Source organism: Streptomyces sp. SCPE 10 (genome assembly GCF_051980735.1).
Taxonomy (GTDB): domain Bacteria; phylum Actinomycetota; class Actinomycetes; order Streptomycetales; family Streptomycetaceae; genus Streptomyces; species Streptomyces misionensis.
Genome location: NZ_CP197069.1, coordinates 718,757 through 734,244, shown reverse-complemented (window position 1 = coordinate 734,244; position 15,488 = coordinate 718,757). Strand labels below are relative to the sequence as shown.

Annotated in this window: 13 protein-coding genes and 1 pseudogene; 3 read left to right on the top strand and 11 right to left on the bottom strand. The window is 73.1% G+C overall.

Annotation, left to right across the window (positions count from 1 at the left end; translation table 11 throughout):
- Window positions 1–14: 14 nt before the first annotated feature.
- The 6 genes and pseudogenes from ACSP97_RS03475 to ACSP97_RS03450 all read right to left on the bottom strand — a co-directional run bounded on the left by ACSP97_RS03475 (window position 15) and on the right by ACSP97_RS03450 (window position 5,191).
- Window positions 15–845: an aldo/keto reductase gene (locus tag ACSP97_RS03475; RefSeq protein ID WP_358302594.1), complete on the bottom strand. Its 831-nt coding sequence runs from the start codon at window positions 843–845 to the stop codon at window positions 15–17.
- 142 nt (window positions 846–987) lie between these two features.
- Window positions 988–2,016, bottom strand: a complete 1,029-nt coding sequence (locus ACSP97_RS03470; RefSeq protein WP_440556286.1) for an LLM class flavin-dependent oxidoreductase — start codon at window positions 2,014–2,016, stop codon at window positions 988–990.
- Window positions 2,017–2,229: 213 nt separating this feature from the next.
- Window positions 2,230–3,474, bottom strand: coding sequence for an oxygenase MpaB family protein (locus ACSP97_RS03465; protein ID WP_355151214.1), 1,245 nt, complete (start codon window positions 3,472–3,474; stop codon window positions 2,230–2,232).
- A gap of 85 nt (window positions 3,475–3,559) precedes the next feature.
- Window positions 3,560–3,861 (bottom strand): annotated as a pseudogene (locus ACSP97_RS03460) (DUF5701 family protein); the annotation flags it as partial.
- A gap of 6 nt (window positions 3,862–3,867) precedes the next feature.
- Window positions 3,868–4,851, bottom strand: coding sequence for an alpha/beta fold hydrolase (locus tag ACSP97_RS03455; protein ID WP_355151216.1), 984 nt, complete (start codon window positions 4,849–4,851; stop codon window positions 3,868–3,870).
- A gap of 37 nt (window positions 4,852–4,888) precedes the next feature.
- The gene (locus tag ACSP97_RS03450; RefSeq protein ID WP_440556285.1) at window positions 4,889–5,191 is read right to left on the bottom strand and encodes a hypothetical protein; all 303 of its coding nucleotides are present in this window, start codon (window positions 5,189–5,191) and stop codon (window positions 4,889–4,891) included.
- A 416-nt stretch (window positions 5,192–5,607) separates the two neighbouring features.
- On the opposite strand from ACSP97_RS03450, the gene ACSP97_RS03445 reads away from it, so the two are divergent.
- Window positions 5,608–7,929, top strand: coding sequence for a M4 family metallopeptidase (locus ACSP97_RS03445; protein ID WP_355328860.1), 2,322 nt, complete (start codon window positions 5,608–5,610; stop codon window positions 7,927–7,929).
- A 68-nt stretch (window positions 7,930–7,997) separates the two neighbouring features.
- Here ACSP97_RS03445 and ACSP97_RS03440 read toward each other — a convergent pair whose 3' ends face one another.
- The 3 genes from ACSP97_RS03440 to ACSP97_RS03430 form a co-directional block, all read right to left on the bottom strand.
- On the bottom strand, window positions 7,998–9,194 hold the full coding sequence (locus ACSP97_RS03440) for a glycoside hydrolase family 64 protein (protein ID WP_355532946.1): 1,197 nt from the start codon (window positions 9,192–9,194) through the stop codon (window positions 7,998–8,000).
- Window positions 9,195–9,393: 199 nt separating this feature from the next.
- A complete protein-coding gene (locus ACSP97_RS03435; RefSeq protein WP_355532916.1) occupies window positions 9,394–10,149 on the bottom strand; it encodes a dienelactone hydrolase family protein in 756 nt (251 codons plus the stop codon).
- A gap of 155 nt (window positions 10,150–10,304) precedes the next feature.
- Window positions 10,305–10,925 carry an L-threonylcarbamoyladenylate synthase gene (locus ACSP97_RS03430; RefSeq protein ID WP_355151222.1) on the bottom strand — a complete coding sequence of 207 codons (621 nt, stop codon included), beginning with the start codon at window positions 10,923–10,925 and terminating at the stop codon, window positions 10,305–10,307.
- A gap of 281 nt (window positions 10,926–11,206) precedes the next feature.
- Here ACSP97_RS03430 and ACSP97_RS03425 point away from each other — a divergent pair, with 281 nt between their 5' ends.
- Window positions 11,207–12,736 (top strand): helix-turn-helix domain-containing protein, encoded by a 1,530-nt coding sequence (locus tag ACSP97_RS03425; protein WP_391869357.1) that lies wholly within the window; start codon window positions 11,207–11,209, stop codon window positions 12,734–12,736.
- Between the two features lie 352 nt (window positions 12,737–13,088).
- A complete protein-coding gene (locus ACSP97_RS03420) occupies window positions 13,089–13,262 on the top strand; it encodes a hypothetical protein (protein WP_355151226.1) in 174 nt (57 codons plus the stop codon).
- A 109-nt stretch (window positions 13,263–13,371) separates the two neighbouring features.
- On the opposite strand, the gene ACSP97_RS03415 is transcribed toward ACSP97_RS03420, so the two are convergent.
- A complete protein-coding gene (locus tag ACSP97_RS03415) occupies window positions 13,372–13,866 on the bottom strand; it encodes a hypothetical protein (protein ID WP_355151228.1) in 495 nt (164 codons plus the stop codon).
- 346 nt (window positions 13,867–14,212) lie between these two features.
- Entirely contained in the window at window positions 14,213–15,325 is a 1,113-nt protein-coding gene (locus ACSP97_RS03410; protein ID WP_440556284.1) for a PP2C family protein-serine/threonine phosphatase, read from the bottom strand.
- Between the last annotated feature and the right edge of the window lie 163 nt (window positions 15,326–15,488).

Below are 15,488 nucleotides of genomic sequence, written 5' to 3'. Positions count from 1 at the left end.
CGCCGGCGGAAGGCTCAGAACTCCTCGTGGGTCTCCGGGTCCCCGCCGAGCCGGCGCGCGGCGTGCCGGGCGATCGCCGCCATCTGGTCCGAGTCCAGCTCGAACCCGAAGACGTCCAGGTTGGCGCGCTGCCGCTCGGGGTCGGCCGACTTGGGGATGGGCAGCGCGCCCAGCTGGAGGTGCCAGCGCAGCAGCACCTGCCCGGGGCTCACGCCGTGCGCCGCGGCGATCCGGGTGACCTCCGGGTCGGTCAGCAGATGGCCGCCCCGGCCCAGCGGGCTCCAGCTCTCGGTGAGGATGCCCTGGTCCGCGTGGAAGGCGCGCAGTGCCTCCTGCGGGAACAGCGGATGCAGCTCGATCTGGTTCACCGAGGGCAGCACCCCGGTCTCCTTCTCCAGGCGCACGATGTGCTCCGGGGTGAAGTTGGAGACGCCGATCGAACGGACCAGGCCCTCCTCCCGCAGCCTGATCATCGCCTTCCAGGAGTCGACGTACCTGCCGACCCGGGGATTGGGCCAGTGGATCAGGTACAGGTCCACGTACTCCAGGCCGAGGCGCCGCCGGGACTCCTCGAAGGAGGCCAGGGTCTCCTCGTAGCCGTGGTCGCGGCCCGGGAGCTTGGTCGTCACCACCACGTCCGCGCGGGGCACCCCGCTGCCGGCCAGGGCCCGGCCGACACCGGTCTCGTTGCGGTAGTTCGCCGCGGTGTCCACCAGCCGGTAGCCCAGGCCGAGGGCGTCGCGTACGGCCCGCTCGGCCGCCGTGTCGTCCAGCGGCCAGGTACCGAGGCCGATGGCGGGGATCACCGTGCCGTCGTTGAGCGTGTGCGCCGGTATGCCGTTCACGTTGGGACCTTCCCTCGACAGTGTCGTACCTCCCAGCCTCACGGATAGGTCCAGTGGTGATCAACCGCACGGGCGTACCGGGCCGGGAGCCGGGCGGCTCGTACGGCACGCACCACGAGGAGGGGCGGGCCCGCCCGGGGAGTCAGCCGGCCGGCCGCCAGCCGAGCGCGGGACCCAGCTTCGTCGCCATGTCGGTGAGGATCTGCACGTAGTCCTCGTGGTCGAAGGTGAACGGCAGCGCGAAGGCGACCTCGTCCACCTCGCGGAACGCGGCGTCCGCGCGCAGCCGTTCGGCCAGTTCCGCGGAGGGGCCGACCAGGTCCGGCGCGAACAGCAGCCGGGCCGGGCCCTGCGGCGCACCGGTGCGGGGCAGCCGCCGGGCCGCGTACTCGGCGTACTTGGCGCGCTGCGCGGGGGTCGCCGAGTCGGTGGGGATCACCACCAGGCCCTGCGAGACCCGGGCCGCCGCCCCGTCGGGGTGGTGCGCCCGGAACTCTCGGACGAGGGACTGCTGGATCCGCGCGAAGTCGTACGGCCCCTGCGGGTCCTCGGCCTTGACGACGTTGCTGGTCAGGAAGTTCATCCCGTGCTCGCCCGCCCAGCGCGCGGAGCGGAGGCCGCCGCCGCCGTACCACAGCCGCCGGGCGAGCCCGGGGGCGTGCGGCTGCACCACGTCGCTGAACACCTCGAAGCCCTCCACCCCGGCGACGTCGCCGGCCGGCTCGCCCCGGACCAGGTCGAGCAGCCGCCGCACCCGCGCGTATCCGAAGTCCTCGGCGCCGCCGGTGTCCGGGTACAGGGCGTCCCGCACCCGGTCGTAGTGCGTCGGCGTGCCCACGCTGACGCCCGGGTTCAGCCGGCCGCCGGACAGCACGTCGACGGTCGCCAGGTCCTCGGCGAGCCGCAGCGGGTTCTCCCAGCCCAGCGGGATCACCGCCGTACCGAGTTCGATACGGCGGGTGCGCTGGGAGGCGGCGGCGAGGACGGCGACCGGGGACGAGATGCCGTACTGGAGATGGCGCTGGCGGACCCAGGCGCTGTCGAAGCCGAGCCGCTCGCCCAGTTCGATGATCTCCAGCGTGGACTCGTGGCCCCGCCCCGGGTCCGCCGGGTCGAACAGGCCGATGGTGAGGAAGCCCAGTCTGCGCAGGGGACGGGGGACGGACGGCACGGGCTCCTCCGGCGGTCGTACATCGGTTCGGTTCCGTTCCGAGTCTGACAGCCGAATGTGACAACCGTGTGATCGGTTTTCCGGCGTCGGCGCCCGATCACTTCAGCGGGATGGTCATCTCGTCCTCGACCGGCGGGTCCGGCTCCCGCGGATGGCAGGAGTCGGACCCGCGCGGGCCGACGCCCGTCCTCGCAGACCGGTTCAGAGCCCGGTTCAGAGCGGCAGCGGGCCGACCCGGGGCCGGGCCCCGGCGAAGAGCAGGGCGCTTCGCCGCTCGCGGAACCTGTCGCCGGCGCGCTCCAGGACCTGGCGGCCGCGCTCGGTGCGCCCGAGCAGCAGCGAGGCGGCGAGGTTCTTGACCAGCACGGGCGGCACCGCCCAGGGCGGCGTCACCGGGATACGGAGCCCTTCGAGACTCTCCCTGCCCAGGAAGCACCTCAGCATGCCGAGCAGCCGCGCCCGCGCGTAGGCCGCCCGCAGCGGGTTCGACCGGGCCTCGGTCAGCCGCCGCTGTCCCTTCAGGATCGCCTCGGTGAGGTCGGCGCCCGCCATGGTCTGCCCGTCCTGCGCCAGCAGCACGTGGTAGTTGAAGACGTTCTGCTCGCGTTCGGTGTCGAACAGCCAGTCCTCGTCCACCCCGAGCAGCAGGCCGACGTACTTCCACAGATGCATCACGGCCCGCGCGTCCGCCGCGCTCACCCACCAGCCGAGCGCGCGGGCGCCGAGCAGCAGGGTGCTGTTGAACAGGCCCAGCGTGCCGGCCCGGTCGGACTGGTTGACGGGCAGCCCCCATTCGTGGACGTCCCAGCGGCCGTTGTGCTCGAACCGGTCGTTGACGAGCGCGTGCATCACCCGCACATGGACCGTGAGCCGGAAGCCCTCCCCGTCGCGCCGCAGCCCGCCCGGCCGGGCGACGGCGTGGCTCCACGTCTCCGTCTCGCCGAGCCGGCGCATGGCCGTCGCGCCCGACAGACCGCCCGTGGCGACAAGCAGTTCGGCGGGTCCGCCGAACCGGTAGCCGCCGATCAGGGACAGCTGCAGCAGCACGTCGTTCGCGGTGCGGCCGAGCCGCCGGAGCACCCCGGCACCCCGCTCGATCAGGTCGAAGTCCACCCATGCGGGCACGGCGTCCACCAGCGCGAAGAACCGCACCAGCTCCGGCGGGGCGTCGGGGACGGCCTGGATCCCCTCCCGCAGCGCCCGATCGAACTGGGCCATGGTGACGCGTTCGGCGCCGGGGCGGCCGTCCCGGCGCATGGCGCGCACCAGCGCCGCCCCCGGCTCGTCGCGGGCGTACATGCGGCGCCCGATCCGGTCGAGCAGCTCCTCGTCCACGTGCCGGACCCCGGCCACCCGGCGCAGGATCCGGCCGATGCGTCGGCCCCGCTCCTCGGCCCGGCGGAAGCGGCGCGGATACGGAGACGCCGCGGTCGCCTCCTGCGCACGGGGTGTCGTCACGTCTCGATGCTGACACGGAGGACGCGGCGCGTTCAATCGGCCCCGGGCCCGGGGACCGGTCCGGTGCCCGCGGGGCACGGCGGTGTCACCGAGCCGCCGGGGCCTCGCGGCCCGTCGCCGAGGCGAAGCCCAGCCCGGTGTGCCGGTTGCCCCACCGGCACCAGCCCGCCTGGGGGCGTCGCGGCGCTCCCGGCCGTCGCGCTCGGTGCCGTTGCCGATCCAGCGCGCCGGACTCCGGTCGGCCAGGTGGTCGCCGCGGACGAGACCGGTGACGAGGCGGAGCGGCGCCGCGGGCAGGGTGCCGGGGTCGAGCGGGGCGAAGCGGACGACGTCGGTCATGCCGGTGATGACGAAGCCCGGTTCGCCGTCGCGGCGGAGCGGTGGCGCGCGGTGTCAGCGGGGCAGTGCGCCGAGCCACTCCACGAGCAACCGGTTGGTCTCGTCGGGGCGTTCCTGCTGGATCCAGTGGCCGCAGCCGTCCAGGACGTGGGAGGACACCAGGCCGGGCAGCGTGACCGGGAACGCCTTGATGGCGCGGCCCAGCCATGACGTGGTGGCGTCCAGGGCGCCGCCGAGGAACAGGGACGGCTGGGTGAGCGGCGCGCCGTCGTAGTCGGCGAGGTCCTCCCAGTCGCGGTCCATGCTGCGGTAGCGGTTGAGCGCGCCGGTCATCCCGGTCCGCTCGAACTCCCCGGCGTAGTAGTCGAGTTCCTCCTCGCCCAGCCACGCGGGCAGCCGGCCGGCGGGGAAGCGGTCGCGCAGCGTGCCGCCCCGGCTCGCGAAGTACGGCGCGGGGGCGTCGGGTCCGGGCATGGTGTCGGCGGAAAAGGCGGCGTAGAAGCCGGCGAGCCAGCCGCGCACATCGGGTTCGATCTCGGCCTCGGCGCGGCCCGGCTCCTGGAAGTAGGAGATGTAGAACTCCTCGTCGCCGCCGCTCATCGAGGCGAAGACCTCGGTGGGGCGGCGCCCGCTGCGCGGGGAGTACGGCACGCTGAGCATGCCCACCGCCGGGAAGACGTCCGGCCGGACCAGGGCGGAGCCCGTGGCGATGGCCGAGCCCCAGTCGTGGCCGACGATCACCGCCGACTCCTCGCCCAGCGCGTGCACCACCGCGACGTTGTCCTCGACCAGGTCGAGCAGCCGGTACGCGTCCGTCGCGGCGGGCTTGGAGGAGCGGCCGTACCCGCGCACATCGATGGCGACCGCCCGGTATCCGGCCGCGGCGAGCGCCGGCAGCTGGTGGCGCCAGGAGTACCAGGACTCCGGGAAGCCGTGCACGAGCAGCACCAGCGGTCCGCTGCCCTGCTCCACGAGATGGATCCGGCCGCCCGGCGAGGGGACCAGCCGGTGTGTGAACCCGGTGGGGTGGTGAGACATGCGCCCTCCTGTGGGCAGGTCGAAATCGGCGTGTTCGTCAGGTGGTCCGGTGCGCCGTCGAGGAGATGGCGCGCGTGGTCGCGGCTCCGATGGCGGGGCGTTGACGGCGGCGTCGTCCGAGCCCGGCCGGGACCTGGCGAAGACCGCGGCGGCGTACCGGCGGCCGTCCGGTAAGGAGACGCCGCCGACCTCGTTGCGTACAGCACTTGACGACCGGGGCGGGCACCACGGGTTCGTCGGCGGCGAGCCCGAACTCCGCGTCCCCGCCCAGGGAACGGACCAGCGGGGAGCCCGTGCACCCCGCGCGCTCGAAGACCGCCCGCACCTTGTCGTCCACCATGCGGTCGATCATGCCAGGGCGGGGCCGGGGTGACGGGTCCGGTCTGGCGCCGCCAACGAGTGTTTCGTGAACGTGAATTGGCGGCCCGGGAAGCACACAGCGACATCATAGGGAAAACCCTCGATTGCCCTCCGACCTGGTGACATGGACGGGTCAAGGCTGTCATTCTCCCTGCGCACGCTGATCCCCCACGGTCGGATCACGCACCACGGTCCCCGCACAGCGCAACCCTCCGGACAGCAGACCCGGCTGCCCGGTCCCTCACCGGCCGCGACCCGGCGGCCTTTGCAGGAGGAGTAAGAGTGAGACCCCACAGACCCCTTTCTCACGGACGTCTGCCCCAAGGGAGTCCCTCCCGCAAGCGGGCCACGGTCGGAGCCGCCCTGCTCTCCACCGCGGCCTTTCTCGCGCTCGGCATGCAGGCCGTCCCGGCCACCGCGACGCCCGCCGCGCACCACCTCAGCCCCCTGCGCACCGGTGCGCTGGAGGCCAAGCTCAGCCCGGCGCAGCACAAGGCCCTGATCCAGAGCGCCCAGGACAAGACGGCCGACACCGCCCGCACCCTCGGCCTCGGCGCCAAGGAGAAGCTGGTCGTCCGGGATGTCGTCAAGGACGCCGACGGCACGCTGCACACGCGCTACGAGCGCACCTACGACGGTCTGCCCGTCCTCGGCGGCGACCTCGTGGTGCACACCCCGCCCGCCTCGCTGGCCGCCGGGACCGTGACCACGACCTGGAACAACAAGAACAAGATCGCGGTGTCCTCCACGACCGCGACCGTCGCCAAGTCGGCCGCCGAGAGCAAGGCGCTGAAGACCGCCAAGGCCCTGGACGCCGCCAAGCCCGCGGCCGACAGCGCCCGCAAGGTGATCTGGGCCGGCAGCGGTACCCCGAAGCTCGCCTGGGAGACCGTGATCGGCGGCTTCCAGGACGACGGCACGCCCAGCAAGCTGCACGTCATCACCGACGCCACCACCGGCAAGGAGCTGTACCGGTACCAGGGCATCGAGACCGGCGTGGGCAACACCCGCTACAGCGGCCAGGTCTCGCTGACCACGACCCAGTCGGGTTCGTCGTACACCCTGACCGACGGTGCGCGCGGCGGCCACAAGACGTACAACCTGAACCACGGTTCCTCCGGCACCGGCACCCTGTTCTCGCAGTCCAACGACACCTGGGGTGACGGCACCAACTCCAACGCCGCCACGGCCGGCGCGGACGCCGCCTACGGCGCCCAGGAGACCTGGGACTTCTACAAGAACACCTTCGGGCGCAGCGGCATCAAGAACGACGGCGTCGGCGCCTACTCCCGCGTCCACTACGGCAACGCGTACGTGAACGCGTTCTGGGACGACAGCTGCTTCTGCATGACGTACGGCGACGGCAGCGGCAACAACGACCCGCTGACCGCGCTGGACGTGGCGGGGCACGAGATGAGCCACGGTGTCACCTCCAACACCGCGGGCCTCAACTACAGCGGCGAGTCCGGCGGCCTGAACGAGGCCACCTCGGACATCTTCGGCACCGGCGTGGAGTTCTACGCCAACAACAGCTCCGACCCCGGTGACTACCTCATCGGCGAGAAGATCGACATCAACGGCGACGGCACCCCGCTGCGCTACATGGACAAGCCGAGCAAGGACGGCGGCTCGGCGGACAGCTGGTACTCGGGCGTCGGCAACCTCGACGTGCACTACTCCTCGGGTCCGGCCAACCACATGTTCTACCTGCTGGCCGAGGGCAGCGGCACCAAGACCATCAACGGTGTCACCTACAACAGCCCGACCTCCGACGGCGTCGCCGTCACCGGCATCGGCCGCGCCGCCGCCCTGCAGATCTGGTACAAGGCGCTGACGACGTACATGACGTCCAGCACCAACTACGCCGGTGCCCGCACCGCCGCCCTCAACGCCGCCTCCGCCCTGTACGGCGCCAACTCGGCGCAGTACGCGGGCGTCGGCAACGCCTTCGCGGGCATCAACGTCGGCAGCCACATCACCCCGCCCAGCAGCGGCGTGACGGTCACCAACCCGGGCAGCCAGTCCTCCACCGTGGGCACCGCGGTCAGCCTCCAGGTCCAGGCGTCCAGCACCAACAGCGGCGCGCTCACCTACAGCGCCTCCGGCCTGCCCACCGGCCTGTCCATCAACAGCTCCACCGGTGTGATCTCCGGTACGCCCACCACGGCCGGGACCTACAGCACCACCGTCACCGTGAAGGACTCCACCGGCGCGACCGGTACCGCGACCTTCACGTGGACCGTCAGCACCGGCGGCGGTGGCGGCGGCTGCACCTCGGCCCAGTTGCTGGCCAACCCGGGCTTCGAGTCCGGCAACACCGGCTGGACCGCGAGCAGCGGCGTGATCACCACCGACAGCGGTGAGGCGGCGCACGGCGGCTCCTACAAGGCGTGGATGGACGGGTACGGCACCTCGCACACCGACACGCTGTCCCAGTCGGTGACCATCCCCGCGGGCTGCAAGGCGACCCTCTCCTTCTACCTGCACATCGACACCGCGGAGAGCGGCAGCACCGCCTACGACAAGCTGACGGTCACCGCCGGTTCGAAGACCCTGGCGACGTACTCGAACGTCAACGCGGCCTCCGGCTACGCCCTGAAGACCTTCGACCTGTCCTCGCTGGCGGGCCAGACGGTCACCCTGAAGTTCAACGGCGTCGAGGACACCTCGCTGCAGACCAGCTTCGTCGTGGACGACACGTCCCTGACCACCGGCTGATCCGCGCCACCGAACACGAGGGTCCCGCTCCCCGGCACCGGCCGGGCAGCGGGACCCTTTCGGCGTGCTCAGCTCATCGGATCCAGCGTGAGGTACGCCTGCTGCGGAGCGCCGTCGTTCACCAGGGACTCCTGGTTGCCGACGTCGTCGAAGGCGAACGCGTAGGCCTTGCCGTCCGCCATCTGACCGTGGACCGCCCGCGCGTACTGGTTGGTCACCGCGTCCTGGTAGAAGTCACCGGGCGTGGTGTCCGGCTGGTTCGGGTCGGTCAGCAGGGTGGAGCGGTTGAAACCGGCGCACAGCGTACGGGAGATGGGCCCGCGGACGTCGTCGTTGGGCGCGTCCAGCAGCTTGTGGCAGCCGAACACGCTGTCCGCGTCCGGTTTCTGGAAGGTGGTGACGACCGCGCCCGAGGAGTCGGTGAAGTTCATGACGCCGCCCGAGACCCGGCCGTAGAACTTCTTGGCGGGCTGGTCGGCGAACGGCGTGACGGTCAGCGTCGACGTCGTGTACTTCTGCCAGACCCGGTTGACGTAGTCGTCCATCACGTTCGCGGGCAGCGCCCCGGTCTCCACGCCGTACAGCGGCGAGAGGGCCCGCAGGACCGTGCCGTCCGACCGCGTCTGGACGAGCCCGGACCAGCCGCCCGACTGGGCGCGCAGGGCGCTGAAGAAGCCCGACCAGCCGCCCGATTTCAGCCGGCCGGTGGTGCTCACGGTGCCGTCGGAGCGCCGCACGCCGACGGAGTACGGTGCCGAGAACATGTCCACCTGGGTGCTGTTGAGCCACAGCCCGGAGTCGTTGAGCGTGTACTCGGACCAGTTGAAGAGGATGTCGCGGTTGGGGTCGGAGGGGTTCTGCACGGCAGGCTGCACCAACCCGCCGGTGGCGAGCCGGAAATCCAGCTTCCGGCCGTAGGAGAAGTAGATCCGCCCCGAGAACTTCGGGATGCGGATGGTCAGCGACTGGCCGGCGGCCGGGCCGGTGATCGCCGCGTCCGGCGCGGGGACGGGCGGATTGCCGCCCGCGGGCCAGGCGTGGAAGGTACCGCTCGCGTCGGCCCAGCCCTGCCGCCCCGAGGACAGCTGGGTGCCGAGGTCGTAGAGGTACACGGGTTCGGCGCGGCCCGAGTTGTTGGTGACGGTCAGCGCGATGGTGTCCGGTACGGCGGCCGCGGCCCGGTCCGGGGCACCGAACGCGAGCGCTCCGCCGAGGAGTGCCGCCGTGGCAACCAGCGCTGCCGCGGGGCGAGTCGGAGTCGATATGTACGGCACTCTCCACCTCCGTGTGGGGTCGGGGTCGTACGGACCTCCGGTTCTTGGTCCGTACCTGCATGAGAGCGCTCTCAGACTGGTGCTGAAGTTGCGTGCATGTCAATGATCGGGCCGCAAACGGTGGTTGGCCGCGGCCCGGCGCCCGCCGGGAGACGGGCGCCACGGGCCGGTGCCGCGCGGTGCGGAAGGCTCAGAAGGCCCGGTCGAGCAGGGCCAGCAGCGCCGCCCAGTGCCGCTCGTCGGCCTGCTGGTCGTAGGCCGGGGTGTCCGCCTGGGTGTAGCCGTGCTGCGCGCCCCGGTACACCTCGGACGTGTAGCGCACACCGGCCGCGTCCAGCGCCGCTTCCAGCTCGCGGATCTGCTCCTCGGGCATGGAGGCGTCCTGGTCGGCGAAGCCGAAGTACAGCTCGGCGGTGATGTCCCCGGCGCCGCGGTGCGGGCTGTCGGGGGCGTCGGTGACCAGCCTGCCGCCGTGGAACCCGGCCGCCGCGGCCACCCGGTCCGGATGGGTGGCGGCCGTGCGCAGGGCGAGCCGGGCGCCCATGCAGTAGCCGGTCAGCGCGACCGGACCGTCGGTGACGAACGGGCTGTCCGCGAGGAAGCCCAGGTACGCGTCCGCGTCGCGCCGGGACTGCTCGGGGGTGAGGGAGCCCATCACCGGACCGATCCGCTGCCAGATGGTCGGGTCGGCCGACGGGTCGATGAACTCCGGCAGCTCGCCGATCGGGGTGCGGCCGTGCCGGTAGAAGACGTTCGGCACCAGCACCGTGTACCCGGCGGCCGCGAGCCGGTCGGCCATCGACCTCAGCTGCGGGCGCAGCCCGTAGGCGTCCTGGTAGAGCAGCACGCCCGGGTGCGGCTCGCCGTCCGCGGGACGGGCGAGGTAGGCGTCGGCGGTGCCGTCCTCGGTGGTGATGTCGACGGATGTTCCCTGTACGTCGGTCATGCTGACGGGCCTCCTGGGGAGTCGGTGGCGGACGGCGGGTGCCCCCGCGCCCCGCGGGCACACGGGGGCGTGCGGCCGCGTGGGGCGCGCCGGGCACGTCTCATGCTGCCACGCAAGATCCACGCGCTCGCGGCCGGTCCGCCGTACCGCCGCGGTCACTCGAACCGCGAGGTGTCCCCGGCGCCCCGCCGGACGATCTCCGCCTCCCCGCCGGAGAAGTCGACCACCGTCGTCGGCTCGGTCCCGCAGTCCCCGGAGTCGACGACCGCGTCCACCACGTGGTCGAGGCGGTCCTTGATCTCCCAGCCCTGCGTCAGCGGCTCCTCCTCGTCGGGCAGCAGCAGCGTGCTGGACAGCAGCGGCTCGCCCAGCTCGGCCAGCAGCGCCTGGGTGACCACGTGGTCCGGGATGCGCACGCCGACGGTCTTCTTCTTCGGGTGCATCAGCTTGCGCGGCACCTCGCGGGTGGCCGGCAGGATGAAGGTGTAGCTGCCGGGCGTGGCCGCCTTCACTGCCCGGAACACATCGTTGTCCACCCGCACGAACTGACCGAGCTGCGCGAAGTCCCGGCACATCAGGGTGAAGTGATGCCGGTCGTCCAGATGACGGATCGCCCGGATCCGGTCCATCCCGTCGCGACTGCCCAGCCGGCAGCCCAGCGCGTAGCAGGAGTCCGTCGGATACGCGATGAGCGCCCCCGAACGCACCGCGTCGGCGATCTGCCCGATGCTGCGGGCCTGCGGGTTCTCGGGGTGCACGTCGAAGTACTTCGCCATCCGTCGAGCTTATGCGGTGGCGGGCGGCGCGGCCGGCAGCCGGGGGCGTGGCCCGCCCGGCGCCGGCGAAGCGGACCGGGACGCCCTGGTGTACACCCCCGATTCCCGGGCACCCGAGGGTGGAGTCGCCCGGAGTCCCCCGTCCGGGCACGGCGCCTCCGCCGGCGGTCCGCCCTCCAGGCCGCCGGCGGAGCCATGTCCGCGGGGGACGGGGCATGAACTCTCGGGTAACGTCCCGCTGCGGACATCGAGGCCGACCGGGACGACAGGGAGAGGGGCACGTGGCTCGCCGAGCGGAGGAGGGGCCGCAGCCGTACGGGACCGACGGCTGGGCGCGGGAACTGCTCGCCCAACTGCGCCCCGCCGGACGCGACCTGCACCGGCTGGTGGCCTGGCTCGCCCGCGCCGCCGGGGCGTCGGTGTGCCTGCGGGACGCGCGCGGCACCCTGCTCGCCGAAGCGGGGGAGCGGCTGTCCCTCGACCCCTCCGTCGTCGCCGATGTGGCCGCCGGCCGGGTCTCCGCCGCGGCGCTGGACGACGGCACCCGCCATGCCCGCCTGGTCGGGATACGGCGCCCCGGACCGGACCCGGCCGCCTCCGCGGTGCTGGCCGTGGCCCGCCGGGACCCCTTCGACCGGCACACCACGGAGATCCTCGGCCACACCGTTGGCGTACTCGAACTGCTGCTGCGCGAACGCGAGTTGGTCCATGCCGACTACCGGCTGCGGCGGGCCACCGCCGATCTGCGGCTCGCCATCCTGCAACTGCTGATGGTGGAGGACACCGTCTCCGCCCGCCGCGTCGCCGCGGGCCTGTGGCCGGGACTGCTGGAGAACGACACCGCGCGCGTCTACGTCATCGAGGGCTCCGCCGCCGAACGCGACCGGATCGCGGACGAGTGCGGCGTGGCCACCAGCGGCGGCGCGCTCGTCGTGCGCTGCCCCGCGATGGACGGACACGTCATCGTGCTCGGCCCGGCCACCGAAGTGGAGGAGCGGCTGCGCTCCCTGGTCGCCGGCCGGCCCGGCACCTACCTCGGCGGCAGCCCCCGCCAGCGCCTCGCCCTGACCGCCACCGCCTACGGACAGGCGGTCACCGCCCTCGCCGTGGCCCGCTTCCGCCCGGAGCGGGCCGCCGTGTACGCCGAACGCACCCGCCCCGCCCGCCTGATGGACCCCGCCGCGCTGCGCGCCTGGTCGGCCGCCGTGCTGCGCCCGCTCGACACCCTGGCCCACCACGTCCGCGCCGAACTCCTCGCCACCACCCGTCTCGGCCTGGAGTTCACCGCGGTGAGCGCGGCCAAGGTGCTCGGCGTCAGCCGCAACACGGTCCGCGCCCGGATGGACCGGGTCGCCGCGCTGATCGGCGCCGACTTCTCCGCCCTCACCGTCCGCGCGGTGGCGCACGTAGCGCTGAACACCGAGGCGGCGCAGGGACCGTACGACCCCGACGGCACGGCCCCGCCCCCGCCGGCGCGCTTCGCCGACCTGCTCGGCTCCGCCGCGCTGCGCTCGTGGGCCGAGGGCCTGCTCGGCCGTCTCGACCACGACGGCCGCGACCTGCGCGGCACCCTGCGCGCCTGGCTGGCCGCCGACGCCAATGCCGGGCCCGCGGCCGACGCGCGGGGCGTGCACGCCCAGACCGTGCGGGAACACGTACGGGCCGCCGAGCCCGTCCTGGAACGCCGGCTGCTGACCGGCGGCACCGATCTCTACGAGGTCGTCCTCGCCCACCTCGTCACCGGTGAACTGCCCGTACCCGTCCTGGGACCGGCGAATGCGGACCAAGCGGACGCGGCTGTGCACAGGTGAGTGCCGGACGCCGCGCGCCGGGCACCGGTGCGCTGGTCCGGACCGCGCATCGCACGTAGGTTCAGTTTCCGCGGGGCACGACCGGAGCGGGGGGCCGGTCGGGGCCCCGCTCCGCGCGCTCTCGGACCCCGTCCGACGGGCTGTTTGTCGGACGGGCGGAAGACCCCGTTCGAGCGATCCCCTCACCCGACCCGGTGAGCCCGCCGCGCCGGGCGTACCGGCGGGGGGCGACGGACGTTGCCCCGGCAGGAACCACTGGAACCGGATCGGCCGGACGGATCGAATGGACCGGGTGGACCCGATGGACCGGATGCCACGGGGGGATCGGATGGACCGCGTCGAAGGAGCCCGGGTGCCGCGGAGCCGGGAGCCCATCTACGCTCGGCTCGTCGCCGAGTGGCGGGCGCAGGGCAGGGCCGTGCCCACCGACCCCGACCTGCCGTGGACCTCCCTGGCCGGCCTCGCCGATCTCGCCGATCTCGCCCTCCGCGCGGGCTCGGCTGCCGAGCCGTCCGGGCGTCCCTGACTCTCCGTCGCTCCGGAGTCCCGTCACCGCCGGGCGTTCCTGATTCTCCGTCGCTGTCGGGTCCCGTCACCGCCGGGCGCCCGTGAGCCTCCGGCGCGCCCCGGCACCGTCACCGCTCGCGCCCGCCCGGCGCCCGGTCGCCGCCGGTCTGCGCGGCGAGGACCGCCAGCGTGCCGTTGGCCTGCCGCAGCGCGTCCTCGAGGGTGCCCGGGGAGTGCAGGGTGCCGGTGCCGTCCGGTGGCACCAGCCACTCCAGGGAGCGGGCGGGCCGGTACGGCGGCGGCACCGCCACCCAGGAGCCCCTGGTCGCATGGCGCAGCCCCGCCCCCACCCAGCCCCCCGAGGGGTCCGGCGGCAGGAAGAAGCCGACCCGGCCCGCCGTGAAGTCCACCAGGGTCGGGCCCGGCACCGGCAGGGCGGGCTGCCACAGCAGATCCAGGGTGAGCAGCCCGAGCCGCTCGGGGACGCTGAGCACGTCCCAGAAGCGCCCCGCCTCCAGCAGCGCGATCCCCTCGCCGTGGTCCCACTCCCACTTGCACGCCCGTGGATCGGCCGCGGCTGCCGCCAGCCATTCCACGCCCCGCGTCCACATCGTGTTCGTCATGCACTGCTCCGCATGTTCTCGCTCGCCTGCCATGGGCGCAGGAAACGGCCGTGTCCGGGCACTCCGTGCTTTCGCACAGCATCCCGGCATATGCATGCTCGTAGATATTTCTACGTGGCGGAAGGGGTGGCGTGGCGTGGCGTTTGAGTCGGGACGTTCGAACTCCGTGTACCGGTTCGTCAGTTGGACGAGGGGGGAGGCGTCACCCGCGCGAGGGGCGCACCCCGGCGCGGCGCTCGATCCGAGCGGTGCGGCAACCGATCCATGCGTGAATCCGGGAGGGGCCCGGCTGTTCCGGTCGCCCTCTCGCGCCGTTCCGTCGCCGGCTCCCGTGGTCCTGTGGGGCTCATGCCTCGGGGCCGCCGGAATCCGGGGCCAGCACCAGCATGGTCGCGTCGTCACGGACCTCGTAGCGCAGCCGCGCGAGGTCGGCCCACACCGCCTCGGGCAGTTCGGGGGGTGCGATGCCCGCGAGGGCCGCGAGCCGGTCCGGCAACGGATAGAAGCTCCCGGAGCGCGACCGCGCCTCCCAGACGCCGTCGGAGGCCAGCAGCAGCCGGTCGCCCGGCTCCAGCGGCACCGTGACCTCCTTCGGTGGATCGGTCCCGACCAGGCCGAGCCCCAGCGGGGTGCCCGGCATGACGGTGATCTCCCGGGCGTCGCCCTCGCGCAGCAGCACCGGTGCCGGGTGACCGCGGGCCACCACCCGCATCGTGCGCGCGTCGTCCTGGAACTCCATGAGCACGGCGGTCGCGAACATCTCCCCGTCCGGCGATCCCGCCGCGTCCACGTCGAGCCGGCGGTCCATCCGCGCCGCCACCTGTTCCAGGTCCGGCTGGTCCAGCACCGTCTCCCGGAACGCCCCCAGCAGCGACACCACGGTCGCGACCGCCGCGAGCCCGTGCCCGCGGACATCGCCCATCACCGCCCGTACGCCGTACGGCCCTTCGCGCACGTCGAAGAAGTCCCCGCCCACCAGCGTGCCGTTCTCGGCGGCCCGGTAGAAGCCCGTGCAGCCGATGCGCCCGACCCGCGCCGGCAGCGGCGGCATCACGGCCCGCTGCACCGCCTCCCCGATGGCGCGCTCCACTCGCAGCTGGGCGTCGCGGCGCCTGCTCACGAACGCCACCACCACGCTGAGCAGGGCGACGAACGCGATGGTGAGCAGATCGGTGTTGCCGGGCCGGTTCAGATGGGTGCCCGGCACGTTCAGCACCAGGACCACCAGGGCGCCCAGCACGGCGGTGCCGACGGGGCCGTACGACAGCACGGCCAGCGGCGGGATCGCGCCGAGGAGGAAACCGAGATCACCGGCGTGCGGCGTGACGGTCGCGGCGACGGTCACCGCGACCAGCAGCAGCACCGGCAGCAGCCGTATCCACCACGGCGGTGGCGCACCCCGCAACCAGCCGCGATCCTCCTGGCTCCCGCGCGACGACCACCCGCGCACCGATCGCACAAGCCCACGCTACGCCGCCCCCGCGAGCGGGGCCCGCCGATGGACGGCACGGAAAAACCGGTGGACACCGAAGCCGCGACCCGCCTAACGTGTGGCCGCACGCCCGAGACCGACGGAAGGAGTGAGTGTCATGGCCACTGTCATCATGCGCTCCCCCTTTCCC

Excerpts from the sequence above, each read along its gene's own strand:
- ACSP97_RS03455 (WP_355151216.1), bottom strand. The coding sequence starts at position 4,851 with ATGTCTCACCACCCCACCGGGTTCACACACCGGCTGGTCCCCTCGCCG.
- ACSP97_RS03450 (WP_440556285.1), bottom strand. The coding sequence starts at position 5,191 with ATGGTGGACGACAAGGTGCGGGCGGTCTTCGAGCGCGCGGGGTGCACG.
- ACSP97_RS03445 (WP_355328860.1), top strand. The coding sequence starts at position 5,608 with ATGCAGGCCGTCCCGGCCACCGCGACGCCCGCCGCGCACCACCTCAGC.
- ACSP97_RS03435 (WP_355532916.1), bottom strand. The coding sequence starts at position 10,149 with ATGACCGACGTACAGGGAACATCCGTCGACATCACCACCGAGGACGGC.
- ACSP97_RS03430 (WP_355151222.1), bottom strand. The coding sequence starts at position 10,925 with ATGGCGAAGTACTTCGACGTGCACCCCGAGAACCCGCAGGCCCGCAGC.
- ACSP97_RS03415 (WP_355151228.1), bottom strand. The coding sequence starts at position 13,866 with ATGACGAACACGATGTGGACGCGGGGCGTGGAATGGCTGGCGGCAGCC.